The following is a 24,994-nucleotide window of genomic DNA, read 5'->3' as shown; positions in this document are numbered from 1 at the left end:
TGCAAATATCTAATAAGAATATATTTAAAAATATGATATTTATCAGCTTTTGGTTATCTTTGAAGTATACACAAAAGCACGATTTTATGAGCAAATGTGAACAATGTATTGTTCGTCAATTTAATTCTTTAAAAGCACTTACAAAAGATGAATTGGTTAGAATTTCTAGTTGTAAAACCTCTAAAACTATAAAAAAAGGTGAAATACTTTTTGAAGAAGGAGAACATATTAATGGTGTTTTTTGCGTGAAAGATGGAATTTGTAAAGTTTCTAAAATGAGTGATAATGGTCGCGATCAAATTGTTAATTTAATTAAAAAAGGAGACTTATTAGGTGAGCGAAGTTTGATAAATGATGAAGTTTCAAACTTAAAAGCTATTGCGGTCAACGATATGGAAGTTTGCTTTATTCCAAAAGAAGAAATTGTTCGTGATTTAGAAAAGAATCCAAAATTTACCATGGATATTCTTAAAAACATGGCTTCTTCACTTAAAAATGCAGATAATGTAATTGTTGATATGGCACAGAAAACTGTAAAACAAAGACTAGCTGCTACACTTCTTTATTTAGATGGTAAGTTTGAAAAGGATGCTGATGGTGCGATAGATGTTAACTTATCAAGAGAAGATATTGCTAATATTATTGGTACTGCTACTGAAAGTGCTATTCGTTTACTTTCTGAGTTTAAAAAGAAAGGACTTATCAATTTAAAAGGAAAACAAGTTTTTATACTCGATACTCAGAAGTTAAAAGATATTTCTACTGGTTTTTAATTAAACCTAAATATTACTCATAAAAAAAACGTCTATAATAGACGTTTTTTATTTTTAAGCTTCTCCTGTAGTTCCTCCAAAATTCATTGGAATAGGCACTTGCTCGTAATCTTTTATTTCACCATGAGCTTGTTCGAATCTACGAACATTCTCAGCTAATGCTTTTGTTAGTCTTTTAGCATGTTGCGGTGTTAAAATAATTCTTGATTTTACTTTTGCCTTGGGTACTCCTGGCATAATGTTAATAAAATCAACAATGAATTCTGATACCGAATGATTAATAATTGCTAAGTTACTATACGTACCTTCTGCAACTTCTTGATCTAATTCGATATTTAATTGTGGGTCTTTTTTATCTTCCATTTATACGAATTTAAAAAGAAAGACCTCTAAAAATTTAGAGGTCTTATCTTAGAAATTATAAACTTTGTTCCATTTCATCTTTAGGTCCTACGATTTGATCATCGTAAGATCTCATTCCTGTACCAGCTGGTATTCTCTTACCAACAATTACATTTTCTTTCAATCCTTCTAATGTATCAACTTTACCATTTACAGCGGCTTCGTTTAATACTTTAGTAGTTTCCTGGAATGACGCAGCCGAGATAAATGATTTCGTTTGTAACGAAGCTCTAGTAATACCTTGTAATACTTGCTCAGCTGTTGCTGGTTGAGCATCACGTGCTTCTACTAAATTCTTATCTGATCTACGTAATAATGAGTTTTCATCTCTTAACTGACGAGCAGAAATAATTTGCCCTTCTTTTAAGTTATCAGAATCTCCAGCGTTTTCAACAACTTTCATTCCGTAGATAGCATCGTTTCCTTTGATAAAGTCATTCTTATGAGCTAATTGATTCTCTAAGAAAAGAGTATCACCAGAATCGATAATTTTAACTTTACGCATCATTTGACGTACTACTACTTCGAAGTGCTTGTCATTAATTTTCACCCCTTGTAAACGATATACTTCTTGAATTTCGTTTACTAAGTATTGTTGTACTGCAGATGGTCCTTGAATATTTAAGATATCAATCGGAGTAATTGCTCCATCTGATAATGGCATACCTGCTTTAATGAAATCATTTTCTTGAACTAAGATTTGATTAGATAACTTAACTAAGTATTTTTTAATCTCACCTGTTTTAGATTCAATAATAATCTCACGATTACCACGCTTAATTTTACCGAAAGATACAACTCCATCAATTGCAGCAACTACTGCTGGGTTAGATGGGTTACGTGCTTCGAATAATTCTGTTACACGTGGTAAACCTCCTGTAATATCTCCTGCTTTACCAGACTTACGTGGGATCTTAACTAAAGTATGACCAGACTCTACTTTATCACCATCATTTACCATTAAATGAGCTCCTACTGGTAAACTGTACGAACGTAAAGCATTACCATCAGCATCTTCAATAATTAATGAAGCAATAATTTTTTTGTTTTTAGAGTCAATCATTACTTTCTCTTGGAAACCTGTTTGCTCATCAATTTCAACAGAGTAGTTAATACCTTGCTCTAAATTATCGAACTTAACTCTTCCTCCAAACTCAGAAACGATAACTCCGTTAAATGGATCCCATTGACATACTGCATCTCCTTTCTTAATTGTCTTTCTTTTCTTATCGAAAATAACAGAACCATAAGGAATAATGTTAGTACTTAATGTAATACCTGTCTTTTTATCTGTAATTTTAATTTCAGCTGTACGAGAGATAACGATTTCAATTTCTTTACCTTCTTTATCTTTCCCTATTACAGTACGTAAATCTTCAATCTTAACATTACCGTCGAACTTAGCGATTAGCTTGTTATCTTCAGAAATGTTACCTGCTACCCCACCAACGTGGAACGTACGTAATGTTAACTGTGTACCAGGCTCTCCAATAGATTGTGCTGCAATTACACCAACTGCTTCACCTCTTTGAACTTTTTTACCTGTTGATAAAGATTGACCGTAACATTTTTCACATATTCCTCTTTCAGATTCACATGTTAATGCTGAACGAACTTCAACTTTATCGATACCTGATGCTTGAATTTTCTCTGCTAAAACTGGTGTAATTAATTCACCAGATGCAACTAATAATTCTTCAGAATTAGGTACGAATACATTATGTAATGCTGTACGACCTGAAATTCTATCGCTTAAAGATTCTACGATTTCATCGTTTTTCTTTAATGGTGCAACATCTAAACCTCTTAATGTACCACAGTCTACTTCGTTTACGATTACATCTTGAGATACATCAACTAAACGACGCGTTAAATAACCTGCATCGGCTGTTTTTAATGCCGTATCTGCTAAACCTTTACGAGCACCGTGTGTTGAGATAAAGTATTCTAAAATCGATAATCCTTCCTTAAAGTTAGATAAAATCGGGTTTTCAATAATTTCTCCACCACCAGCAGTCGATTTTTTAGGTTTTGCCATTAATCCACGCATACCTGTTAACTGACGAATCTGTTCTTTCGATCCACGTGCTCCAGAATCTAACATCATAAATACAGAGTTAAATCCTTGTTGATCTTCACGTAAACGTTTCATCGATAGCTCAGTTAATCTGTTGTTGGTAGATCCCCAAACATCAATTACCTGATTATAACGCTCTTTCTGCGTTAACATACCCATGTTATAGTTTGCAACAATACCATCTACTTCCTTATTTGCTTCAGCAATCATTGATTGTTTTTCAGCAGGAATAATGATATCTCCTAATGAGAATGATAAACCTCCTTCGAAAGCGTATCTATACCCCATGTTTTTAATTTCATCTAAGAAATTTCCTATTGCAGGAATATCAGTAACTTTTAAAATATTACCAATAATACCTCTTAATGACTTTTTAGTTAAAACCTCATTAATATAACCAGCAGCTTTAGGTACTTTTTCGTTAAATAAAACTCTACCAACTGTAGTTTCTATAATTCTAGTTACAGCCTCACCATCTACTACATCATGCGTACGAACTTTAATACCTGCATTTAAGTCTACTCTTTCCTCATTTAAGGCAATAATTACCTCTTCTGGAGAATAGAAAGTTAATCCTTCACCTTTTACAGGTACTTCAGGAGTTGACTTTCTTTCTTTTGTCATATAGTAAAGACCTAATACCATATCCTGAGATGGTACCGTAATAGGCGCACCATTTGCAGGATTTAAGATATTATGAGATCCTAACATTAATAACTGAGCTTCTAAAATAGCTTCTGGTCCTAATGGTAAGTGAACCGCCATTTGATCCCCATCAAAATCGGCATTGAAGGCAGAACATGCAAGTGGATGTAGTCTAATTGCTTTTCCTTCAATTAATTTTGGTTGGAATGCTTGAATACCTAAACGGTGTAACGTAGGAGCACGGTTTAATAAAACTGGATGTCCTTTAATTACGTTTTCTAAAATATCCCAAACAACTGGTTCTTTTCTATCTATAATCTTCTTTGCAGATTTTACAGTTTTAACAATACCTCTTTCAATTAACTTACGAATAACGAAAGGCTTGTATAATTCTGCTGCCATATCTTTTGGCAATCCACATTCAAATAATTTTAACTCTGGTCCAACAACAATTACCGAACGTGCAGAATAATCAACACGTTTACCTAATAAGTTTTGACGGAAACGTCCTTGTTTACCTTTTAAACTATCAGATAAAGACTTTAATGGTCTGTTAGATTCAGTTTTTACTGCTGATGATTTACGCGTATTATCGAATAATGAATCTACAGATTCTTGTAACATACGCTTTTCGTTACGTAAGATAACTTCTGGAGCTTTAATCTCCATTAATCTCTTTAAACGGTTATTACGGATGATTACACGACGGTATAAATCATTTAAATCAGAAGTAGCGAAACGACCACCATCTAATGGAACTAATGGACGTAACTCTGGTGGAATCACCGGAACTGCTTTCATTATCATCCACTCTGGGTTGTTTTCTCTATTCTTTTGAGAATCTCTGAATGCTTCAACAACATTTAAACGCTTTAATGCTTCGTTTTTACGTTGCTTAGAAGTTTCAGTATTTGCTTTGTGACGTAATTCAAATGATAAGGTGTCTAAATCGATTCTTTCTAATAAATCAATTAAACACTCAGCTCCCATTTTAGCGATGAACTTGTTAGGATCTGTATCATCTAAATATTGATTGTCTTGAGGTAATTCCTCAGCAATGTCTAAATATTCTTCTTCAGTTAAGAAATCCATTTTTTGTAATGGTTCTCCTTCACCGTTTTTAGCGATACCTGGTTGAATTACTACATAACGCTCGTAGTAAATAATCATATCTAACTTCTTAGATGGTAACCCTAAAAGGTATCCCATTTTGTTAGGTAACGATCTAAAATACCAAATATGAGCTACAGGTACTACTAAGTTAATGTGACCTACTCTATCTCTACGTACTTTTTTCTCAGTAACTTCAACACCACATCGATCACAAACAATACCCTTATATCGGATACGCTTATATTTACCACACGCACACTCATAATCTTTTACAGGTCCGAATATTCTTTCACAGAATAATCCGTCACGCTCAGGCTTATGAGTACGGTAGTTTATTGTTTCTGGTTTTAAAACCTCACCTCTTGAAGCTTCTAAAATAGATTCAGGTGACGCTAAACCAATTGAGATTTTGTTAAACTTCTTAACAGTGTATTTTTCGTTTTTTCTTGCCATAATAAGTAATGGATTCGAATTAAAAATTTGTCTCTAAAGAGACGTATATTTAAAATGATTTATCATTAGGTAGAAAATCAATTCTACCTAATGATATTTCACTGTTTATTATTCTTCTAATTTAACGTCTAATCCTAAACCTTTCAGTTCGTGCATTAATACGTTAAATGATTCAGGTAATCCTGGTTCTGGCATAGTTTCACCTTTAACAATACTTTCGTATGTTTTAGCTCTACCTAATACATCATCAGATTTTACAGTTAAGATTTCTCTTAAGATACTAGATGCACCATATGCTTCTAGTGCCCAAACTTCCATCTCTCCAAAACGCTGACCACCAAACTGAGCTTTACCTCCTAATGGTTGTTGTGTAATTAATGAGTAAGGTCCGATAGAACGCGCGTGCATCTTATCTTCAATCATGTGACCTAACTTAATCATATAAATTACCCCTACCGTTGCTGGTTGATCGAAACGCTTACCTGTACCTCCATCATATAAATATGTATGACCATATCTTGGAATACCTGCTTCGTCTGTTAAAGCATTGATCTCGTTAATGTTTGCTCCATCAAAAATTGGTGTTGCATACTTTTGATCTAATTTTTGACCTGCCCATCCAAGAACTGTTTCATAAATCTGACCAATATTCATACGAGATGGTACCCCTAATGGGTTTAATACGATATCTACTGGTGTTCCGTCTTCTAAGAAAGGCATATCTTCTTGACGTACAATACGTGCAACAATACCTTTGTTTCCGTGACGTCCTGCCATCTTATCTCCTACTTTTAACTTACGCTTTTTAGCAACATAAATTTTAGCAAGTTTTAAGATTCCTGCTGGTAATTCGTCTCCTACAGAAATTGTAAACTTCTCACGACGTAAAGAACCTTGTAAATCGTTTACTTTAATTTTATAGTTATGAACTAATTCAACAACTAATTTGTTTAAATCTTTATCAGTAGTCCAAGTACCATGTAAGTGTGTAAAATCTTCAACAGAATTTAACATCTTTTGAGTAAACTTTTTACCTTTTGGTAATACTTCCTCCTCTAAATCGTTAAATACTCCTTGAGAAGTTTTTCCAGCAATTAAGTTGAATAACTTTTCTACTAATCTGTCTTTTAAACTTTCAAACTTATGTACATAAGATGCTTCTAAAGTTGCAATTGCTTCTTTATCGCGAGCACGCTTAGTTTTATCTTTTACTGCACGTTTGAATAACTTTTTATTAATTACTACCCCTCTTAATGATGGAGAAGCTTTTAATGATGCATCTTTTACATCACCTGCTTTATCACCAAAAATAGCACGTAATAATTTTTCTTCAGGTGTCGGATCAGATTCTCCTTTTGGTGTAATTTTACCAATTAAGATATCACCTGGATTCACTTCAGCACCAATACGAATCATTCCATTTTCGTCTAAGTCTTTTGTAGCCTCTTCAGAAACATTTGGAATATCGTTTGTTAATTCTTCAGCTCCTAATTTCGTATCACGAACATCTAATGAATATTCATCGATATGGATAGAAGTAAAGATATCTTCACGAACAACTTTTTCAGAAATTACAATCGCATCCTCAAAGTTATACCCTTTCCAAGGCATAAAGGCTACTTTCATATTTCTACCTAAAGCTAATTCTCCTTTTTGTGTTGCATAACCTTCACAAAGAACTTGACCTTCTTCAACTCTATCACCAGCTTTTACAATTGGCTTTAAGTTAATGTTTGTTCCTTGGTTGGTTTTTCTAAACTTAATTAAGTTATATGATTTTTCGTCTGAATCGAAACTTACTGTACGCTCATCTTCAGTTCTATCATACTTAATTGTAATTTTATTTGCATCAACATATTCAACAACTCCTGCTCCCTCAGCATTTATTAAGATACGAGAATCTTTTGCAACTCTACGCTCTAAACCAGTACCTACAATTGGAGATTCTGGACGTAATAATGGAACTGCTTGACGCATCATGTTCGATCCCATTAACGCACGGTTGGCATCATCATGCTCTAAGAAAGGAATTAATGACGCTGATATAGATGCAATCTGGTTTGGAGCAACATCCATATAATTAATTGCTTGAGGAGTTTCAACTGGAAAATCTCCTTCTTCACGAGCAATTACTCTATCTGCTGTAAATGCACCTTTAGTGTCTACTTCTAAGTTAGATTGTGCAATTTTCATTCCTTCTTCCTCCTCAGCAGATAAATAAATTGGATCCTGGTCTAATACAGTACCTTCTTCTACTTTCTTATAAGGAGTTTCGATAAATCCTAAATTGTTCACCTTAGCAAAAACTGCTAATGAAGAAATTAAACCAATATTTGGTCCCTCTGGTGTTTCAATCGGACATAAACGACCGTAGTGTGTATAGTGAACATCACGAACCTCGAATCCTGCTCTTTCTCTAGATAAACCTCCAGGTCCTAAAGCTGATAAACGACGTTTGTGTGTAATCTCTGCTAATGGATTCGTTTGATCCATGAACTGAGATAATTGGTTGGTACCAAAGAATGAATTAATTACTGAAGATAATGTCTTCGCATTAATTAAGTCGATCGGAGTAAATACTTCGTTATCACGAACATTCATTCTTTCACGAATAGTACGTGCCATACGAGCTAAACCTACACCAAACTGACCTGCTAATTGTTCACCAACAGTTCTTACACGACGGTTAGATAAGTGATCGATATCATCTACTTCAGCTTTAGAATTGATTAACTCAATCAAATACTTGATAATAGTAATAATATCAGTCTTAGTTAATACTTTTTGGTCTATATCTTCATTAAGACCTAACTTCGTATTCATTCTAAAACGTCCTACCTCACCTAAAGAGTAACGTTGCTCTGAGAAGAATAATTTTTCAATAATTCCTCTTGCAGTCTCCTCGTCTGGCGGTTCAGCATTACGTAATTGTCTATATACATGTTCTACTGCCTCTTTTTCAGAATTGGTAGGATCTTTTTGTAATGTATTGTGAATGATTGCATAATCTGCCATGTCATTATCTACCTTATGTAATAAGATAGTTTTTGCACCAGCTTCGATTATTTCATCAATATGCTCTTTTTCTATAATTGTATCACGGTCGAAAACTATTTCGTTACGCTCAATAGATACTACTTCTCCAGTATCCTCATCTACGAAATCTTCATGCCAAGTTTTTAAAACTCTTGCTGCTAATTTACGCCCTAATACTTTCTTTAATCCTGCTTTAGAAACTTTTACTTCTTCAGCTAAATCAAAGATCTCTAAAATATCTTTATCTCTTTCAAAACCTATGGCTCTGAATAACGTTGTTACTGGTAATTTTTTCTTACGATCAATGTAGGCATACATTACCTGATTGATGTCTGTTGCAAATTCAATCCAAGAACCTTTAAAAGGAATTACCCTTGCAGAGTACAATTTAGTACCGTTTGCGTGGAAAGATTGCCCAAAGAATACACCTGGTGAACGGTGTAATTGTGATACCACAACTCTTTCTGCTCCATTAATAATGAAGGTTCCAGAATTTGTCATATAAGGAATTGTACCTAAATATACGTCTTGAACGATTGTTTCAAAATCTTCATGTTCAGGATCTGTACAGTAAAGCTTTAATCTAGCCTTTAAAGGAACACTATGTGTTAATCCTCTTTCTATACATTCTTGAATGCTATATCTTGGTGGATCTACAAAGTAGTCTAAAAATTCTAATACAAATTGATTACGGGTATCTGTAATCGGAAAGTTATCCATAAAGGTTTTATACAAACCTTCTTCTCCTCTTTCTTCTGCCTTAGTTTGCAATTGGAAAAAATCTTGGAAAGATTTTACCTGAATATCTAAAAAATCTGGATAATCAGCTCCTAAGCGCGAAGATGCGAAGTTAATCCTTTCAGTAGTGTTTATCGTTGCCAAAAGAGATGCTATTTTTAAATTAAAAATATATTTTCTGAAACTTCCTAGTTTCTATACTGCAATTTTAATTGCTCTTACTGATTAAAAATCAGCGCTTTATAATCGTATTTTCACGATTTAAAAAAAGTGAAAAAATAAATAACGAATATATACACAAAATGGTTTAGGACTAAAAACTTACGTTTCTAGTACCTAAACCTTAATTGTTGTTTCCCGTTTTAAATCGGGAGTATGCTTACTTAAGCTCTACTTCAGCTCCAGCTTCTTCTAAAGACTTTTTAAGACCTTCAGCCTCATCTTTAGATACACCTTCTTTTACTGCTGCAGGAGCGCTATCTACGATACCTTTAGCTTCTTTTAATCCTAAACCAGTTAATTCTTTAACTAATTTTACAACAGCTAACTTAGAACCACCTGCTGCTTTTAAGATTACATCAAATTCAGATTTTTCTTCTGCTGCATCTCCTCCTGCTGCTGGACCTGCTACTGCTACTGCTGCTGCTGCTGGCTCGATACCATACTCATCTTTTAAAATAGTAGCTAATTCATTAACCTCTTTTACTGTTAAGTTAACTAATTGCTCTGCGAAATCTTTTAATTCTGCCATTTTAATTGTTTTTTGAAATTTTATTTATTTAGTTTATTAGTGCGCGTAATTATTTTTCTGATAAAGTTTTAACAATACCTGAAAGTGTTTGACCTCCTGATTGTAACGCTGAAATAACGTTCTTAGCAGGCGATTGTAATAATCCAATAATGTCTCCAATAAGTTCTTCTCTAGACTTAATGTTAACAAGAGCGTCTAATTGGTCATCTCCAACATAAACTGCCTCTTCTACAAAAGCACCTTTTAATAAAGGCTTATCAGATTTTTTACGGAACTCTTTAATTAATTTTGCTGGTGCATTTGCTGCTTCAGCAATCATTAATGAAGTATTACCTTTTAATACATCTTGTAATTCTCCAAACTCTTTATCAGAAGCTTCCATTGCTTTTGCAAGCATGGTGTTCTTTACAACAGCCAATTGTACGTTTGCTTTAAAGCAAGCTCTACGTAAGTTAGAAGTAGTTACAGCATCTAAACCAGAAATATCTGCTAAATAGATGGTATTTGTATCTGCTAACTGTGCTGTTAAATCTTGTATTACTTGTGATTTTTCCTCTCTAGTCATAATGAATAAGTTTTAACTGCCTTACAATATAGATTTTTCCTCTACAGCAATACTTGGACTCATTGTTGAAGACATAAAAATACTCTTAATATATGCTCCCTTTGCCGCTGTTGGCTTTAATTTTAATAACGTTTGAAGTAATTCGTTTGCGTTCTCTTGGATTTTTTGAGCATCAAAAGATACTTTTCCAATTGCTGCATGTACGATACCAGTTTTATCAACTTTAAAATCGATCTTACCAGCTTTTACTTCTGTAACTGCTTTTGCAACGTCCATAGTTACTGTACCAGTCTTTGGGTTAGGCATTAAACCTCTTGGTCCTAAAACACGACCTAAAGGACCTAACTTACCCATAACACTAGGCATAGTAATAATAACGTCAACGTCAGTCCATCCTCCTTTAATTTTTTGAAGGTATTCATCTAATCCAACATAATCAGCACCAGCTTCTTTAGCTTCTGCTTCTTTATCTGGAGTAACTAATGCTAATACTTTAACATCTTTACCTGTTCCATGTGGTAATGTAACAACTCCACGTACCATTTGATTTGCTTTACGAGGATCTACTCCTAAACGTACTGCTAAATCTACAGATGCGTCAAACTTTACATTTGTAATTTCTTTAACTAAAGCTGATGCCTCATTTAAGCTATAAACTTTAGAGCTATCTATCTTAGCACGAGCTTCTTTTTGCTTTCTAGTAATTGCCATTTCTAAATATCTTTTAAAGTTTAAGCAGGTGCATCACCTGTTACTGTTAATCCCATAGAACGAGCAGTTCCGGCGATCATTCTCATTGCAGACTCAACTTTAAAGGCATTCATATCTACCATTTTGTCTTCTGCAATTGTTCTGATTTGATCCCAAGAAACTTTCGCTACTTTTTTCCTATTTGGTTCTCCTGAACCTTTCTTAATTTTGGCCGCTTCTAATAATTGTACTGCAGCTGGTGGTGTTTTTACAACAAACTCGAAAGATTTGTCTGTATAAACTGTAATAACAACAGGTAATACTTTACCTTGTTTGTCCTGTGTACGAGCATTAAATTGCTTACAGAACTCCATGATGTTAACACCGGCAGCACCTAAAGCGGGTCCAACTGGTGGCGACGGATTCGCAGCACCTCCCCTAACTTGTAGTTTAACTAATTTACTTACTTCTTTTGCCATTGTTTAAGTTTTAATCAATATGTTTAAAATGGAAGCTTTAAACACATCTAAATATAGGTGTAACAATTATATTTTCTCTACTTGTGTGTAACTTAGTTCTAATGGTGTTTTTCTTCCAAAAATCTTAACCATTACCTCTAACTTACGTTTTTCCTCATTTACTTTTTCGATTGTACCATCGAATCCGTTAAAAGGACCATCAATTACTTTTACTGTTTCTCCAACATTATAAGGAATTGCAACATTTTCATCTCTAACAGAAAGCTCATCTACCTTACCTAACATTCTGTTTACTTCAGATTTACGCATTGGTACTGGCTCTCCTCCTTTTGTTTCACCTAAAAAACCAATAACATTAGTTACCGATTTTATTACGTGAGGAACTTCACCTGCTAAATTAGCTTCTATCATTACGTAACCAGGAAAGTAAACTCTTTCTCTGTTAACTTTTTTACCGTTTCTTACCTGAATTACTTTCTCGGTAGGAACGATTACTTGATTTACATAATCAGATAATCCAAAACGAGCAATTTCAGTCTCGATATAGGTTTTCACCTTATTCTCTTGACCTCCAACAGCTCTAACTACATACCACTTCATCACCGACTCAGCCATAATCTAGTTATTAAACATTTGGAAAAAATTATCTAATCCTGTTTGAAAAACTTTATCTATAGCTGCAACTGCTAACGCAAAAGCAACAGTAAATGCTGCAACAACTACAGTTGACTTTTGAGCCTCTTCACGAGAAGACCAAGTCATGTTTGTGTTTAATTCTTCAAAAGAATCCTTGATGTATTGTATAAAGTTGTTCATGTTTTTATCCTTTTAACGAGTTGTGATTAATATCGCAACTCGCTTTAGTTTTGCACGGATTGAGGGACTCGAACCCCCGACACCTGGTTTTGGAGACCAGTGCTCTACCAACTGAGCTAAACCCGTATTTCATTTTAAAAGGAGTCTTTCGAAAAAGACTCCTTTTTTATATGATATAAACTAATTAATTAGTCTAAAATTTCAGTTACCTGACCTGCACCTACTGTTCTACCTCCTTCACGGATAGCAAACTGTAAACCTAAGTTTAATGCAATTGGCTGGATTAAATCAACTGTAATAGTTAAGTTATCTCCAGGCATTACCATTTCTACTCCATCAGGTAAGTTAATGTTACCAGTTACGTCAGTTGTACGTACGTAGAACTGTGGACGGTAGTTATTATGGAATGGAGTGTGACGTCCACCTTCTTCTTTCTTTAAGACATAAACCTCAGCTTTAAATTTAGCATGTGGTGTTACAGATCCTGGCTTAACGATTACCATTCCTCTTTTAATATCTTCTTTTGCAATACCTCTTAATAAGATACCAGCGTTATCTCCAGCCTCACCTCTATCTAAGATTTGACGGAACATTTCAATACCAGTTACTGTAGAAGTTAATTTCTCAGTACCCATACCGATGATCTCAACAGGATCTCCAGAGTTGATGATACCAGTTTCAATACGACCAGTAGCAACAGTACCACGACCAGTAATAGAGAATACATCTTCGATTGGCATTAAGAAATCTTTTTCAGTTTCTCTTGGCGGCTCTTCGATCCACTCATCAACTTGGTTCATTAATTCTAAAACAGTGTCAACCCATTTTTGCTCACCATTTAAAGCTCCTAAAGCAGAACCTGCAACTACAGGACCATTATCTCCATCATACTCATAGAAAGATAATAATTCTCTAACTTCCATTTCTACTAATTCTAAAAGCTCTTCATCATCAACCATATCAACTTTGTTTAAGAAAACAACGATACGAGGAATACCTACCTGACGACCTAATAAGATATGCTCACGAGTTTGTGGCATTGGACCATCTGTAGCAGCAACTACTAAGATAGCTCCATCCATTTGAGCAGCACCAGTTACCATGTTCTTTACGTAATCGGCGTGACCTGGACAGTCTACGTGCGCGTAGTGACGGTTTGCTGTTGCATATTCTACGTGAGAAGAGTTAATTGTAATACCTCTTTCTTTTTCTTCAGGAGCGTTATCGATTTGATCGAAATCTCTTTGTTCTGAAAATCCTGCATCTGCTAAAACCTTAGTGATTGCAGCAGTTAATGTAGTTTTACCGTGATCTACGTGACCGATAGTACCAACATTTAAGTGTGGTTTCGAACGATCATAAGTTGCTTTTGCCATGATTATTAATTTTAATTCTTAGTTAAATATATTTAGTGTTACTTTTAAAAATTCTTCTATACTCTTTTTCACTAAAAAAAGAGCCAATGACCGGATTTGAACCGGTGACCTCATCCCTACCAAGGATGCGCTCTACCAACTGAGCTACACCGGCTTGGAATTTTAGAGCGAGAGACCGGGTTCGAACCGGCGACATTCAGCTTGGAAGGCTGACGCTCTACCAACTGAGCTACTCTCGCGTATTTTAAAACCTTTTTCTAATAGTCAAAAATTGAAGCTTAACATATTAGATACTCAGTTTTAAAAAGTGGGGAGAGCAGGATTCGAACCTGCGAAGTCGTAAGACAACGGAGTTACAGTCCGTCCCATTTGGCCGCTCTGGAATCTCCCCAATACTTTAATAAATTAAAGAACTTGTTTTTTTGAGCCGATGAGAGGACTCGAACCTCCGACCTGCTGATTACAAATCAGCTGCTCTAGCCAGCTGAGCTACATCGGCAATTGCTTATAAAAAAACAATCCGCTATTTCTAACGGACTGCAAATGTATAAAGTAATTTTTAATTTTTAAAACTTTTTTAAATTATTTTTCTTCTTTTTACGACACTAAAGAATCTCTATGTTTCTCTTTTGATTTTTTTAGACTTCTTTTTAATGAATCTACCGCAATACTAACACCCTCTTCAAAGGTTTTAGTTACCTTTTTTACCATCAACTCATTCCCTGGAATATTAATCTTAACCTCTGTAATTTTATTTTCTTTTTCGCTTGTTTTTTGAACTTTTAAAAAAACCTCTGCATCAACAATTTTATCATGAAACTTCTCTAACCCTTCAATCTTTTTATCAATATAATCTAATAACTTTTTATCTGCCGTAAAGTTTACTGATTGCGTGAATACTTTCATAATTATTCCATCTTTATTTTGACTCTCTAGGATGAGCCTTGTTATACACTTTTTTTATCTGCTCCAAGCTATTATGCGTATACACTTGGGTCGAGGCTAAACTTGAATGCCCTAGTAATTCTTTAACCGAGTTTAATGACGCACCATTATTTAGCAAGTGTGTTGCAAAAGCATGCCTTAATATATGTGGGCTCTTTTTCACCTTTGAAGACACCCTACTAAAGTACAAATTTATTATTCGATAAACAAGAGTTTCATAAATTTTAACGCCCTTTTTAGTCACTAAAAGCTCCTCCACACCTTCTATTTCATATTCTTTTTTTAGAGCCAAATACTTAACTAAAGTATTTTTAACAGATGGTAATAACATTACAAACCTTTCTTTGTTTCGTTTTCCTAAAACTTTAATCACTCCTTTGTTACAATCAATATCTTTTTCTTTGATATTAATTAACTCCGTTCTCCTAATTCCTGTTGAATACAACAACTCCACAATCAACCTATTTCTAACAGACTCAAAATCGAGATCATTACTCATACCTTTTATTACTTGCTCTATTTCATTTTCATCAAAAGGTGTTTGTATTTTTTTTTTAATTTTTAATGCTTTATGCTTTGCTAATGGATTTACCTCTATCTCATTAATTTTCTGTAAAAACTTATAAAATGACTTTAACGACGAAACCTTTCTATTAACACTTCTATTTACGACTCCTCTATTAACCAAATCAACAATCCACGTTCTAATTTGATTATAATGAATATTTTCAATATCATCTTGATCAAACTGAACATCACAGAAATCTTTAAATTCTACTAAATCTGTTTTGTAAGCCAATATGGTATGCTTAGAATATTTTTTTTCATATTCTAAATAATCTAAAAAAGCTTGTATAAGCATTAACTCTTAATATTTAATTTGAAGATACAAAAAAACCTGTATTGAAAAACAATACAGGTTTTATATTTTTAGTAAATTATTTCTAACCTACTTCTTCTTGTGTTCTTAATCTCTGAACGTAAGATGCTTTGATATTTTGAGCTCTTTTTACTACAGATGGCTTATCAAATTGCTTTCTGCTACGTAATTCTCTCATCGTTTTAACATCTCTAAACTTTCGTTTATAACGTTTTAACGCTCTATCGATATTCTCTCCTTCTTTAACTGGAATGATTAACATGTATTAGCACCTCCCTTCATTGTAGTCTCTAAATTTTGTTTTTAGGACTGCAAAGATACTGAGTCTTTTTCAATTAACAACCTAATAAATAATAATTTTTATACTTTAAGTTGCTGGCTTGTACTCTTTCTTGTCAATTACCATTTTAGCGATAATCTCTTTTAAGATTTCTGAAGTACCTCCACCTATTGGACCTAAACGACTATCACGTAATAAACGCGCCATTGGATATTCCTCCATATAACCGTAACCTCCTAATAACTGAAGCGCTTCGTAAATTACCTCATCTGCCATTTTAGTTGACAACAACTTAGACATACTTGCTTCTTTAACTACATACTGACCATCATTTAATCGCTTAGCAATTGAGTAATTGTATTCTCTACACATATCTACCCTACTCGCCATTTCAGCAATCTTATGACGTAATACCTGAAACCTATCTAAAGATTTACCAAAAGCCACACGCTCTTCCATATACTTTACCGCATAATCTACCGCGTATTCTGCTCTAGCATGTGCATTAATTCCCATTACTAATCTTTCTAAAGCGAAATGTTGCATGATATAAGGAAATCCTTTCCCTTCTTCTCCCATTAAGTTTTCAGTAGAAATTTCTACATTGTCAAATGCAATTTCAGCTGTGTCAGATGCTCTCCAACCCAACTTATCTAATTTAGTTGCAGAAATACCAGGTGTATCTCTATCCATTACAAAAATAGACATCCCCTTATACTTATCTTCTGGATTTGTTTTTGCCGCTACAATTAAGTAATCTGAATACACTCCATTTGTTATAAAAGTTTTAGATCCGTTTATAACATACTTATCTCCTTTTTTAACAGCAGTTGTTCTCATTCCTGCAACATCAGACCCTCCGAAAGGCTCTGTAATACATAAACATCCTATTTTATCACCATTAATACTTGGTGTTAGATATTCTTTCTTTATGCGATCATCACCTTCTTTATTTAAGTGTGTCATTGCTAAGTAAGCATGCGCCCACATATTGGCTGCAAATCCTCCTGAATTTACTTTTTGTAATTCTTCTAAAAAGATAACTGTATAAAAAAGATCTAATCCTAAACCTCCATATTCTTCTGGTTGATTTAATCCAAAGTATCCCATTTCACCGAATTTCTTCCAAATAAAACGCTCTACGGTTCCTTCTTTTTCCCACTTATCTATATGTGGCACTACTTCTTTTTGTAAAAACTCCTTGAAACTTTGACGAAAAGACTCATGTTCTTCTGTAAAATACATACTATTCATTAGTCGTAAACTTAATTTGTTGTTTGTTTATTTTGCATCCAAATATAAAACTATTCTCTCGTATTTATCTAACGGAAAATCTTTAATATTTCTTAATTCTGATATTTGCTGTAATTCAGCAACTTCATCTCTGTATTCAAATATCTTTTTACATAGTTCGTAATCTATATATGGATTTTTAAGAACTTGTTTAAAAGTAGCTGTATTTACATTTATTTTTTGAATTGTTGGCTTTTGGTAAATTTTAAAAACTTTTAAAATTTCTTTTATTGTTGATTTTTCTAGTCTCGAAACTTCATACAATTGACTCGAATATGAATATCCTTGTAATTTATTCCTGTATTTTATTATTCTTTCAGAAATTACTTCACCTACTCCATTTACAGTTTCAAAATCTTGCTGAGTTGCTTTATTTATATCAGAAGTAGAAATCGTTCTACTCTCTTTTGAAATTTCTTTAAGAAAATCTTTTTTTGACTCAATTGAAATATTGGATTTTAAGCTTTGTTTCTTTTTTTGATTTTGCTGATTACGTTTTACAACCCAATCTGGAAATTTAAAATAAGGAGATATTTTATTCAGTAGAGTATCAGATACTTTAGTAACCTCCTGAAATTCCTTTATAGAGTTTACATATCTATTCTTCTTTCTGAAGGAATGCAATCTGTCAATTTCTTCAATCGACATTCCTAATTGATACCCTTTAAAATCTGTTATGAAATTTGGGTTAAAAGGATATATCTTAGGTTTTCTTTTTTCTAACTCAATTCTTTTTAAACTATCTAATTCTTCTGTAAAAGCAAGCAACTCTTCTCCTTCAATAGCTATTTGATTCTTTGAAAAGAAATCTACATAAACATAAATAGCTTGCAAGATTACAATGAGTAGTAATAAAAAGAAAATCCCATTTCTTTGGCGTTTGTTATACCAGAAATGGGATTTAAATATTTTCATTTTTTCTTTTAGCTCTTTATAGCCTCAAGATAACGTTTTAATTGCTTTTTAACAACTGGCATTAAGAAATACAATCCAATCATGTTTGGAAACACCATTGCAAAAATCATAGCGTCTGAGAATGCCCAAATTGAACTCATACTTGCAGCTGCACCAATTACAACAAAAGTTAAGAATAAAACTTTATATGTTAAATCTGCTTTTTTACCTCTACCAAATAAAAATTTCCACGATTGTAATCCATAATAAGACCAAGAAATCATTGTAGAAACTGCAAATAAAACCACTGCCACAGTTAAAAATATATTTGAGAATGGAATGTATTGAGCAAAAGCTCTAGATGTAATTCCAGCTCCTTCATACGCCACTCCATCAATAAATACAGATCCAGATCCGTCTCCTCCATATTCGAAAGCTCCTCCAAAATTAAAAATAACAATAACTAAAGCAGTCATTGTACATATTAATACTGTATCAATAAATGGCTCTAATAATGCCACTAATCCTTCTGAAGCAGAATACTTAGTTTTAACCGCAGAGTGTGCAATAGAAGCAGATCCTGCACCCGCCTCGTTAGAGAACGCTGCTCTTTTAAACCCTACTAATAACACTCCTATAATACCACCAACTCCAATTGCCGTTGGATTAAAAGCTTCACTTATGATTAGAGAAATTGCATCATCCACTAATGAGAAGTTTACTCCTAAAATATAAATACACGCTAATAAATATAGTACAGCCATAAAAGGAACCACCTTTTCTGTTACAGTAGCAATTCTCTTAATTCCTCCAATAATAATAATTCCTACTACTATTGCTAACACAACTCCAATCATTGCTCCAGCACCAGCACTTTCTAAACCTAATAACTCTTTAATTACAATAGTAGCTTGATTAGACTGAGCAGCGTTACCACCACCAAAAGATCCACCAATACAAAAAATTGCAAAAAATACTGCAGAAATTTTACCTAATGTCTCGAAGCCTTTTTCTTTAAGTCCTTTCGATAAATAATACATTGGACCTCCGTACACAGTTCCATCTTCACCAACATCACGATATTGAACTCCTAATGTACATTCAACAAATTTCGTTGACATACCTAACAATCCACAAACTATCATCCAAAATGTTGCACCTGGACCTCCTAAAGCAATTGCCAAAGCAACCCCTGCTATATTCCCATTACCAACTGTACCAGATACGGCAGTTGCTAACGCCTGGAAGTGAGAAACCTCACCTTCTTGACTTTCATCTCTAATTGTTTCTATTGAATCTCCTCCTGGAGTTACATCACCATAAGCAGGCTCTACAATTGCATGATCCACATGATCATACTTCCCTCTTACAACATTAATAGCTGTAAAAAAGTGACGGATATTTGGAAACCCAAAATAAATTGTAAAAAACAAAGCACTTGCTACTAATAAAATCAACACAAATGGAGTGCCGAACACTGGAAAGAAAATAACATTGCTAAAAAAATCTGATATTGGCTTAAAGGCTTCGTCAATCTGTTGATCTAAACCTTTTTCTTGTGCGAAAGTAAACATCGGTGTTATTAATAATAACAACGTTAGTAGTCTTTTATTCATAATATAAACTGTTTGTTTTTTGAATTTGATAGCGCAATATCCTAAAAAATTGCACTTTCAACAAGTTTTAATCGTTAAATGTAATTTTTACGCTAACTTTTCTTTAAATCTTTGCAAATCCTCTTTAAAGGATTCTGGATAAAAGTTCAATTCTGCATTCGTTTTTGTTAAATCAAAACCTGTTACTGGGGGTCTTAATGCTTTTTGATTTAATGCTTTTGTAGAAATTGGTTTAATTAAGTTTTTATCCAATTCAAAAACCTCAGCTACTTGTTGAGCTATTTCATAGATGCTTAATAACTTATTAGAAGATATATTGAAAACACCAATAGATTTCTTGTCTATAGCAATTCTACAAGCCAATGCTAAATCATTTACATAAGTAGGCATACGAAACTGATCGTTAACAATAGTAATTTCTTTTTTCTCTTCTAACGATTTTTTCACCCAAAGAACAATATTGTTACGAGTCATATCATATACTTTTCCGTACACCAAAATTGTTCTTAAAATCGTAAAATCAATTTTGGATGTAGTTAAAATGTTTTCCGATTTCAATTTTGATAGCCCATAGTAACTTAATGGATTCGGTGCATCTGTTTCTTTATATGGCCCATCTTTTCCATCGAAAATAAAATCAGTTGATATATGTACCAAATGTGTATTATTTATTTCGGAATACTCTTTTAAATATTTTACAGTTTCAATATTTAAAACATCACATGCTGCTTTATTTTCCTCACAAGCATCAACATTTGTCATCGCCGCTGTATTTACAATTACATCAGGCTTATATTTATTTAATTCTTCAAATAGTAAATCTTTATCTGTAATATCAATCGATACAAATTCAAAATCATTTCGTCCGCTTCTATTTAATCCTCGAGAAAAACCTATTACTTTATATTTTTCATTTTCCTCCAACAATAAATTAGTTAGAGTTTGACCGAGCAATCCATTACTTCCAGTAATTACAATCTTTTTCATTAAAACAACTCTCTCAATTTAGTTATTTGTTCAGGTTTACCTAAAACAATTAAGTTAGCTCCTGCTGTTAACGTTAATGAAGCATCAGGATTTATAACATACTCTTTTTCTGGTGTTCGATAACCAATAACAGTACAACCTGTTTTCTTTCGTAAATCTAAATCTAAAATCGTTTTATCCAGGTATTCTTTAGGTAAATTATCAATCGCTATTTCTTCAAGATTTGCAGTTGTATCTCCTTCAATTGTTAATCTATCTACAAACTCAATAACATCTGGAGTAACAACCAAAGAAGCCATATGTGCTCCACCTAATTTATCTGGCATAATTACATTTTCGGCTCCAGCAATTTTCAATTTATTATATGAAGTTTCTTTTGATGCTCTACTTATTATCTTACATTTTTTATTTAACTGACTCGCAGTTAACACCACAAACAAGTTGTCGGCATCTGAAGGTAATGCTGTTATTAAATAATCAGCATTTAAAATACCCGCTTTAATTAATGTTTCATCAATAGTAGCATCGCCTTCTATATTTAAAATTTCTTTTTCATCTAAGTGTTTTATAATAGCCTGATCTCCTTCAACTACTACAAATTTTTTATTGTAACTATTTAATTTCGAAATGGCTTGTTTTCCGTTTCTACCATAACCACAAACAATAGTATGCCCCTTTAACTGATCTATTCTTTTTTGCACTCTTTTTATTTTTAGTTGATGAAAAAATTGTCCACTTATTAAATATTCTGAAAAAGAAGATACTGCATATCCAAATATAAATAAGCTTGATAATATAAGTCCGATTGTAAACACTTTCTCTCCTGTTCCAAACGGATGCACTTCACCAAAACCAATTGTAGTAATGGTAATAATTGTCATATACAAGGCGTCAATAAAAGAATATCCAAATAGTAATAAATATCCTCCTACTCCGATTAATAAAATTAAAACCGAAAAGAATATAGCCTTATATAATCTTGATTGAAATACGGTCTTTATCATAAATCGAAAACAGAAGTTCTTTTAGTATAAAACATATCTTTTAATCGCAGTAAAAATGCAAGCGTTAAATACAACCCAAAAGACAACCCTACAGTTACAAAAGAGATGTAGATAAAAAACAAACGTACATTAGTTGCACGCATCCCTAAACGGTCTGCAAAACGTGAAGACACATTAAAACCATGACGTTCAAAAAAATGTCGAACCGAATGAATAAGTTTCATATTTACCTATTTTTAACTGCAAGATACCAATTTACACTCATTTGTTTATAACATGAGCTTTAAAATAAATTTGGTTTTGGTAACTTTGCTTTTTTCTGTAAAATACTGACCTTGAAAGAGCAAGAATATATTGAAGTATACGGAGCTAGAGCTCATAATTTAAAAAACATTGATGTTAAAATACCTCGCGAAAAACTAGTAGTTATTACCGGTTTAAGCGGAAGTGGAAAATCCTCTTTGGCTTTCGATACTATTTATGCTGAAGGACAGCGTCGTTATATAGAAACTTTTTCCGCGTATGCACGTCAGTTTTTAGGAGGATTAGAAAGACCTGATGTTGATAAAATTGATGGATTGTCTCCTGTAATTTCTATAGAACAAAAGACCACAAATAAAAGTCCACGTTCTACCGTGGGTACTATTACAGAAATCTACGATTTTTTACGTTTGCTTTTTTCAAGAGCTTCAGATGCTTACTCATACAACACCAATGAAAAAATGGTAAGCTACTCGGATGAACAGATCAAAGAACTTATTTTAAAAGATTTTGATGGAAAACGCATTGCAATTCTTGCTCCTTTGGTAAAATCTAGAAAAGGTCATTATCGAGAGCTTTTTCAGCAAATATCAAAACAAGGTTTTGTTCGCGTTCGTGTAGATGGAGAAATCCGAGAAATTGAAAAAGGCATGAAACTAGATCGATATAAAACACACGATATTGAAGTTGTTATTGATCGATTAGTTGCAAATCCATCAGCAGAAAAAAGGTTAGAAGAAACTATTAAAACAGCGCTGTATACTGGTGATAATATTTTAATGGTTATTGATGTTGATGATGAAAAACCTCGTTATTTTAGTCGTGAATTAATGTGCCCTACAACAGGAATTGCTTATCCGAATCCTGAACCTAATACATTTTCATTTAACTCACCAAAAGGAGCTTGTTCAAAATGTAATGGTTTAGGGATTACAAATGAGATTAACGAACAAAAAGTAATTCCAGACACATCTAACTCGATAAAAAGTGGAGGAATTATTCCTTTAGGAGAACAAAAAAATAGTTGGATATTTAAGCAATTGCAAACTATTGCTGATCGATACGAATTTAAACTTACCGACCCTATCAGCAAGATTCCATCAGAAGCTATGGATATTATTTTACATGGTGGAAATGAAAAGTTTGAAATTCAATCTAAAAATTTAGGCGTTACTCGTAATTACGAAATAGACTTTGAAGGAATTGTTGCTTTTATCGAAAACCAATACAAAAACTCAGACAGCACATCAATAAAACGCTGGGCTAAAGATTTTATGGACGAAGTTACGTGCTCTTCCTGTGAAGGAAAACGTCTTAAAAAAGAAGCCTTGCACTTTAAAATCACTGATAAAAATATTAGTGATTTAGCAATGATGGACGTAGTAGAATTGGCTACTTGGTTTAAAAATATTGAAAAACAACTTTCTGAAAAACAACTTACCATTGCTTCAGAAATTTTAAAAGAAATACGAACTAGAATTCAGTTTTTATTAGATGTTGGCTTAGATTATTTAACGTTAGACAGAACTTCAAAATCTTTATCTGGTGGAGAGGCGCAACGTATTCGATTAGCAACTCAAATAGGATCTCAATTAGTAGGAGTTTTATATATCTTAGATGAACCAAGTATCGGTTTACATCAAAGAGATAATCAGAAATTAATTGACTCTTTATTAAAACTTAGAGACGTAGGTAATTCAGTCTTGGTTGTAGAACACGACGAAGACATGATTAAAAAAGCTGATTTTGTATTAGATATTGGTCCTGGAGCTGGAAGACACGGTGGAGAAATTGTTAGCGAAGGTACTTTTGATGACTTAAAAGACCATGATACTTTAACTGCTGATTATTTATCGAAAAGAAAAGAAATTAAAGTTCCTAAAAAACGAAGAAAAGGTAACGGGAATAATATTAAATTATCAGGTGCTACTGGAAACAATTTAAAAAACGTAACGGTTGAATTTCCTTTAGGTAAAATGATTTGTGTTTCTGGTGTTTCTGGAAGCGGAAAATCCACTTTAATTAACGAGACTTTATACCCTATTTTAAATGCTCACATCTATAGAGGTGTAAAAAAACCAATGCCTTATAAAAAGATTAGTGGTTTAGAACATATCGATAAAGTGATTGACATAGACCAATCTCCTATTGGTAGAACACCACGCTCAAATCCTGCTACTTATACTGGTACTTTTGGTGAAATTAGAAGTCTATTCGCAAAAACTCCAGAGGCTGCGATTCGTGGCTATAAACCAGGGCGATTTAGTTTTAATGTTAAAGGAGGTCGTTGTGAAACTTGTCAAGGTGGTGGAGTTCGTGTGATAGAAATGAATTTTTTACCAGATGTTCATGTTGAATGTGAAACTTGTCAAGGAAAACGTTTTAATAGAGAAACTCTAGAAATTCGTTATAAAGGAAAATCTATTTCTGATATTTTGAAAATGACTATTAATGAAGCTACTGACTTCTTTGAAAATATTCCTAAAATCTATCGAAAATTAAAAACTATTCAAGATGTTGGTTTAGGATATATTACTCTTGGGCAACAGTCTACCACGCTATCTGGAGGTGAAGCACAAAGAATAAAATTAGCTTCAGAGTTATCAAAACGAGATACCGGTAATACTTTTTACATTCTTGACGAACCTACTACCGGGCTTCATTTTGAAGACATTCGTGTTTTAATGGAGGTTTTAAATAAATTAACAGACAAAGGAAACACCGTGTTAATTATTGAACATAATATAGATGTAATAAAACTTGCCGATCATATTATAGATGTTGGTATGGAAGGCGGAAAAGGTGGGGGAGAAATTTTAGCAACAGGAACTCCTGAACAAGTTGCTAAACATAAAACAAGTTATACTGCTAAATTCCTGAAGAAAGAGTTAATAGACTCATAGTCAAACAACCAACTCAC

The 24,994-nt window shown here is 33.3% G+C and carries 21 protein-coding genes and 5 tRNA genes; 2 read left to right on the top strand and 24 right to left on the bottom strand.

Annotated elements, in window-relative coordinates; genetic code table 11:
* Positions 1-86 precede the first annotated feature (86 nt).
* Positions 87-773, top strand: a complete 687-nt coding sequence (locus H3Z83_RS07800; RefSeq protein WP_182124917.1) for a Crp/Fnr family transcriptional regulator — start codon at positions 87-89, stop codon at positions 771-773.
* Positions 774-827: 54 nt separating this feature from the next.
* Here H3Z83_RS07800 and H3Z83_RS07795 read toward each other — a convergent pair whose 3' ends face one another.
* The 24 genes from H3Z83_RS07795 to H3Z83_RS07680 form a co-directional block, all read right to left on the bottom strand.
* Positions 828-1,136, bottom strand: coding sequence for a DUF3467 domain-containing protein (locus tag H3Z83_RS07795; RefSeq protein WP_182124916.1), 309 nt, complete (start codon positions 1,134-1,136; stop codon positions 828-830).
* A gap of 55 nt (positions 1,137-1,191) precedes the next feature.
* Positions 1,192-5,463 carry a DNA-directed RNA polymerase subunit beta' gene (gene rpoC / locus H3Z83_RS07790; RefSeq protein ID WP_182124915.1) on the bottom strand — a complete coding sequence of 1,424 codons (4,272 nt, stop codon included), beginning with the start codon at positions 5,461-5,463 and terminating at the stop codon, positions 1,192-1,194.
* A gap of 108 nt (positions 5,464-5,571) precedes the next feature.
* Positions 5,572-9,381, bottom strand: a complete 3,810-nt coding sequence (gene rpoB / locus H3Z83_RS07785) for a DNA-directed RNA polymerase subunit beta (protein WP_182124914.1) — start codon at positions 9,379-9,381, stop codon at positions 5,572-5,574.
* 235 nt (positions 9,382-9,616) lie between these two features.
* Positions 9,617-9,988, bottom strand: coding sequence for a 50S ribosomal protein L7/L12 (gene rplL / locus H3Z83_RS07780; RefSeq protein ID WP_182124913.1), 372 nt, complete (start codon positions 9,986-9,988; stop codon positions 9,617-9,619).
* Positions 9,989-10,037: 49 nt separating this feature from the next.
* A complete protein-coding gene (gene rplJ / locus H3Z83_RS07775; protein WP_182124912.1) occupies positions 10,038-10,553 on the bottom strand; it encodes a 50S ribosomal protein L10 in 516 nt (171 codons plus the stop codon).
* A gap of 21 nt (positions 10,554-10,574) precedes the next feature.
* On the bottom strand, positions 10,575-11,264 hold the full coding sequence (rplA, locus tag H3Z83_RS07770) for a 50S ribosomal protein L1 (protein WP_182124911.1): 690 nt from the start codon (positions 11,262-11,264) through the stop codon (positions 10,575-10,577).
* A 20-nt stretch (positions 11,265-11,284) separates the two neighbouring features.
* Positions 11,285-11,722 carry a 50S ribosomal protein L11 gene (gene rplK, locus H3Z83_RS07765; RefSeq protein WP_182124910.1) on the bottom strand — a complete coding sequence of 146 codons (438 nt, stop codon included), beginning with the start codon at positions 11,720-11,722 and terminating at the stop codon, positions 11,285-11,287.
* 66 nt (positions 11,723-11,788) lie between these two features.
* The gene (nusG, locus tag H3Z83_RS07760) at positions 11,789-12,337 is read right to left on the bottom strand and encodes a transcription termination/antitermination protein NusG (protein WP_182124909.1); all 549 of its coding nucleotides are present in this window, start codon (positions 12,335-12,337) and stop codon (positions 11,789-11,791) included.
* Positions 12,338-12,340: 3 nt separating this feature from the next.
* Positions 12,341-12,538 (bottom strand): preprotein translocase subunit SecE, encoded by a 198-nt coding sequence (secE, locus tag H3Z83_RS07755; protein ID WP_182124908.1) that lies wholly within the window; start codon positions 12,536-12,538, stop codon positions 12,341-12,343.
* 53 nt (positions 12,539-12,591) lie between these two features.
* Positions 12,592-12,664, bottom strand: a tRNA-Trp gene (locus tag H3Z83_RS07750).
* Positions 12,665-12,726: 62 nt separating this feature from the next.
* The gene (gene tuf, locus H3Z83_RS07745) at positions 12,727-13,914 is read right to left on the bottom strand and encodes an elongation factor Tu (protein WP_182124907.1); all 1,188 of its coding nucleotides are present in this window, start codon (positions 13,912-13,914) and stop codon (positions 12,727-12,729) included.
* An 81-nt stretch (positions 13,915-13,995) separates the two neighbouring features.
* Positions 13,996-14,068: transfer RNA gene (locus H3Z83_RS07740), tRNA-Thr, on the bottom strand.
* A gap of 12 nt (positions 14,069-14,080) precedes the next feature.
* A tRNA-Gly gene (locus H3Z83_RS07735) sits at positions 14,081-14,153 on the bottom strand.
* 69 nt (positions 14,154-14,222) lie between these two features.
* Positions 14,223-14,305, bottom strand: a tRNA-Tyr gene (locus H3Z83_RS07730).
* 34 nt (positions 14,306-14,339) lie between these two features.
* Positions 14,340-14,413, bottom strand: a tRNA-Thr gene (locus tag H3Z83_RS07725).
* 98 nt (positions 14,414-14,511) lie between these two features.
* Entirely contained in the window at positions 14,512-14,820 is a 309-nt protein-coding gene (locus H3Z83_RS07720; RefSeq protein WP_182124906.1) for an HPF/RaiA family ribosome-associated protein, read from the bottom strand.
* A 13-nt stretch (positions 14,821-14,833) separates the two neighbouring features.
* Complete coding sequence (locus H3Z83_RS07715) at positions 14,834-15,721, bottom strand: tyrosine-type recombinase/integrase (RefSeq protein ID WP_182124905.1); 888 nt, start codon at positions 15,719-15,721, stop codon at positions 14,834-14,836.
* Positions 15,722-15,803: 82 nt separating this feature from the next.
* A complete protein-coding gene (gene rpsU / locus H3Z83_RS07710) occupies positions 15,804-16,001 on the bottom strand; it encodes a 30S ribosomal protein S21 (RefSeq protein ID WP_182124904.1) in 198 nt (65 codons plus the stop codon).
* 105 nt (positions 16,002-16,106) lie between these two features.
* Positions 16,107-17,273 carry an acyl-CoA dehydrogenase family protein gene (locus tag H3Z83_RS07705; protein WP_182124903.1) on the bottom strand — a complete coding sequence of 389 codons (1,167 nt, stop codon included), beginning with the start codon at positions 17,271-17,273 and terminating at the stop codon, positions 16,107-16,109.
* A gap of 27 nt (positions 17,274-17,300) precedes the next feature.
* On the bottom strand, positions 17,301-18,227 hold the full coding sequence (locus H3Z83_RS07700; protein WP_182124902.1) for a ComEA family DNA-binding protein: 927 nt from the start codon (positions 18,225-18,227) through the stop codon (positions 17,301-17,303).
* An 8-nt stretch (positions 18,228-18,235) separates the two neighbouring features.
* Positions 18,236-19,822, bottom strand: a complete 1,587-nt coding sequence (locus tag H3Z83_RS07695; RefSeq protein ID WP_182124901.1) for an alanine/glycine:cation symporter family protein — start codon at positions 19,820-19,822, stop codon at positions 18,236-18,238.
* Positions 19,823-19,909: 87 nt separating this feature from the next.
* Positions 19,910-20,809 carry an SDR family oxidoreductase gene (locus H3Z83_RS07690; protein ID WP_182124900.1) on the bottom strand — a complete coding sequence of 300 codons (900 nt, stop codon included), beginning with the start codon at positions 20,807-20,809 and terminating at the stop codon, positions 19,910-19,912.
* A complete protein-coding gene (locus H3Z83_RS07685) occupies positions 20,809-21,813 on the bottom strand; it encodes a potassium channel family protein (protein WP_182124899.1) in 1,005 nt (334 codons plus the stop codon). Before H3Z83_RS07685 ends, H3Z83_RS07690 begins: the two co-directional genes overlap by 1 nt.
* The gene (locus H3Z83_RS07680) at positions 21,810-22,037 is read right to left on the bottom strand and encodes a PspC domain-containing protein (RefSeq protein WP_182124898.1); all 228 of its coding nucleotides are present in this window, start codon (positions 22,035-22,037) and stop codon (positions 21,810-21,812) included. Before H3Z83_RS07680 ends, H3Z83_RS07685 begins: the two co-directional genes overlap by 4 nt.
* Before the next feature lie 111 nt (positions 22,038-22,148).
* Here H3Z83_RS07680 and uvrA point away from each other — a divergent pair, with 111 nt between their 5' ends.
* Entirely contained in the window at positions 22,149-24,977 is a 2,829-nt protein-coding gene (gene uvrA, locus H3Z83_RS07675) for an excinuclease ABC subunit UvrA (RefSeq protein ID WP_182124897.1), read from the top strand.
* The last annotated feature ends 17 nt before the right edge of the window (positions 24,978-24,994 follow it).

This window comes from Tenacibaculum pelagium (assembly GCF_014062345.1).
In the GTDB taxonomy this organism is placed as follows: Bacteria; Bacteroidota; Bacteroidia; order Flavobacteriales; family Flavobacteriaceae; genus Polaribacter; species Polaribacter pelagius.
This window is presented reverse-complemented; position numbering and strand designations above follow the sequence as displayed.

Bases quoted from the DNA above. Each gene is read 5' to 3' on its own strand.
- H3Z83_RS07800 (WP_182124917.1), top strand. From the start codon at position 87: ATGAGCAAATGTGAACAATGTATTGTTCGTCAATTTAATTCTTTAAAA.
- H3Z83_RS07795 (WP_182124916.1), bottom strand. From the start codon at position 1,136: ATGGAAGATAAAAAAGACCCACAATTAAATATCGAATTAGATCAAGAA.
- rpoC (WP_182124915.1), bottom strand. From the start codon at position 5,463: ATGGCAAGAAAAAACGAAAAATACACTGTTAAGAAGTTTAACAAAATC.
- rplL (WP_182124913.1), bottom strand. From the start codon at position 9,988: ATGGCAGAATTAAAAGATTTCGCAGAGCAATTAGTTAACTTAACAGTA.
- rplJ (WP_182124912.1), bottom strand. From the start codon at position 10,553: ATGACTAGAGAGGAAAAATCACAAGTAATACAAGATTTAACAGCACAG.
- rplA (WP_182124911.1), bottom strand. From the start codon at position 11,264: ATGGCAATTACTAGAAAGCAAAAAGAAGCTCGTGCTAAGATAGATAGC.
- rplK (WP_182124910.1), bottom strand. From the start codon at position 11,722: ATGGCAAAAGAAGTAAGTAAATTAGTTAAACTACAAGTTAGGGGAGGT.
- nusG (WP_182124909.1), bottom strand. From the start codon at position 12,337: ATGGCTGAGTCGGTGATGAAGTGGTATGTAGTTAGAGCTGTTGGAGGT.
- secE (WP_182124908.1), bottom strand. From the start codon at position 12,538: ATGAACAACTTTATACAATACATCAAGGATTCTTTTGAAGAATTAAAC.
- tuf (WP_182124907.1), bottom strand. From the start codon at position 13,914: ATGGCAAAAGCAACTTATGATCGTTCGAAACCACACTTAAATGTTGGT.
- H3Z83_RS07720 (WP_182124906.1), bottom strand. From the start codon at position 14,820: ATGAAAGTATTCACGCAATCAGTAAACTTTACGGCAGATAAAAAGTTA.
- H3Z83_RS07715 (WP_182124905.1), bottom strand. From the start codon at position 15,721: ATGCTTATACAAGCTTTTTTAGATTATTTAGAATATGAAAAAAAATAT.
- rpsU (WP_182124904.1), bottom strand. From the start codon at position 16,001: ATGTTAATCATTCCAGTTAAAGAAGGAGAGAATATCGATAGAGCGTTA.
- H3Z83_RS07705 (WP_182124903.1), bottom strand. From the start codon at position 17,273: ATGAATAGTATGTATTTTACAGAAGAACATGAGTCTTTTCGTCAAAGT.
- H3Z83_RS07700 (WP_182124902.1), bottom strand. From the start codon at position 18,227: ATGAAAATATTTAAATCCCATTTCTGGTATAACAAACGCCAAAGAAAT.
- H3Z83_RS07695 (WP_182124901.1), bottom strand. From the start codon at position 19,822: ATGAATAAAAGACTACTAACGTTGTTATTATTAATAACACCGATGTTT.
- H3Z83_RS07690 (WP_182124900.1), bottom strand. From the start codon at position 20,809: ATGAAAAAGATTGTAATTACTGGAAGTAATGGATTGCTCGGTCAAACT.
- H3Z83_RS07685 (WP_182124899.1), bottom strand. From the start codon at position 21,813: ATGATAAAGACCGTATTTCAATCAAGATTATATAAGGCTATATTCTTT.
- H3Z83_RS07680 (WP_182124898.1), bottom strand. From the start codon at position 22,037: ATGAAACTTATTCATTCGGTTCGACATTTTTTTGAACGTCATGGTTTT.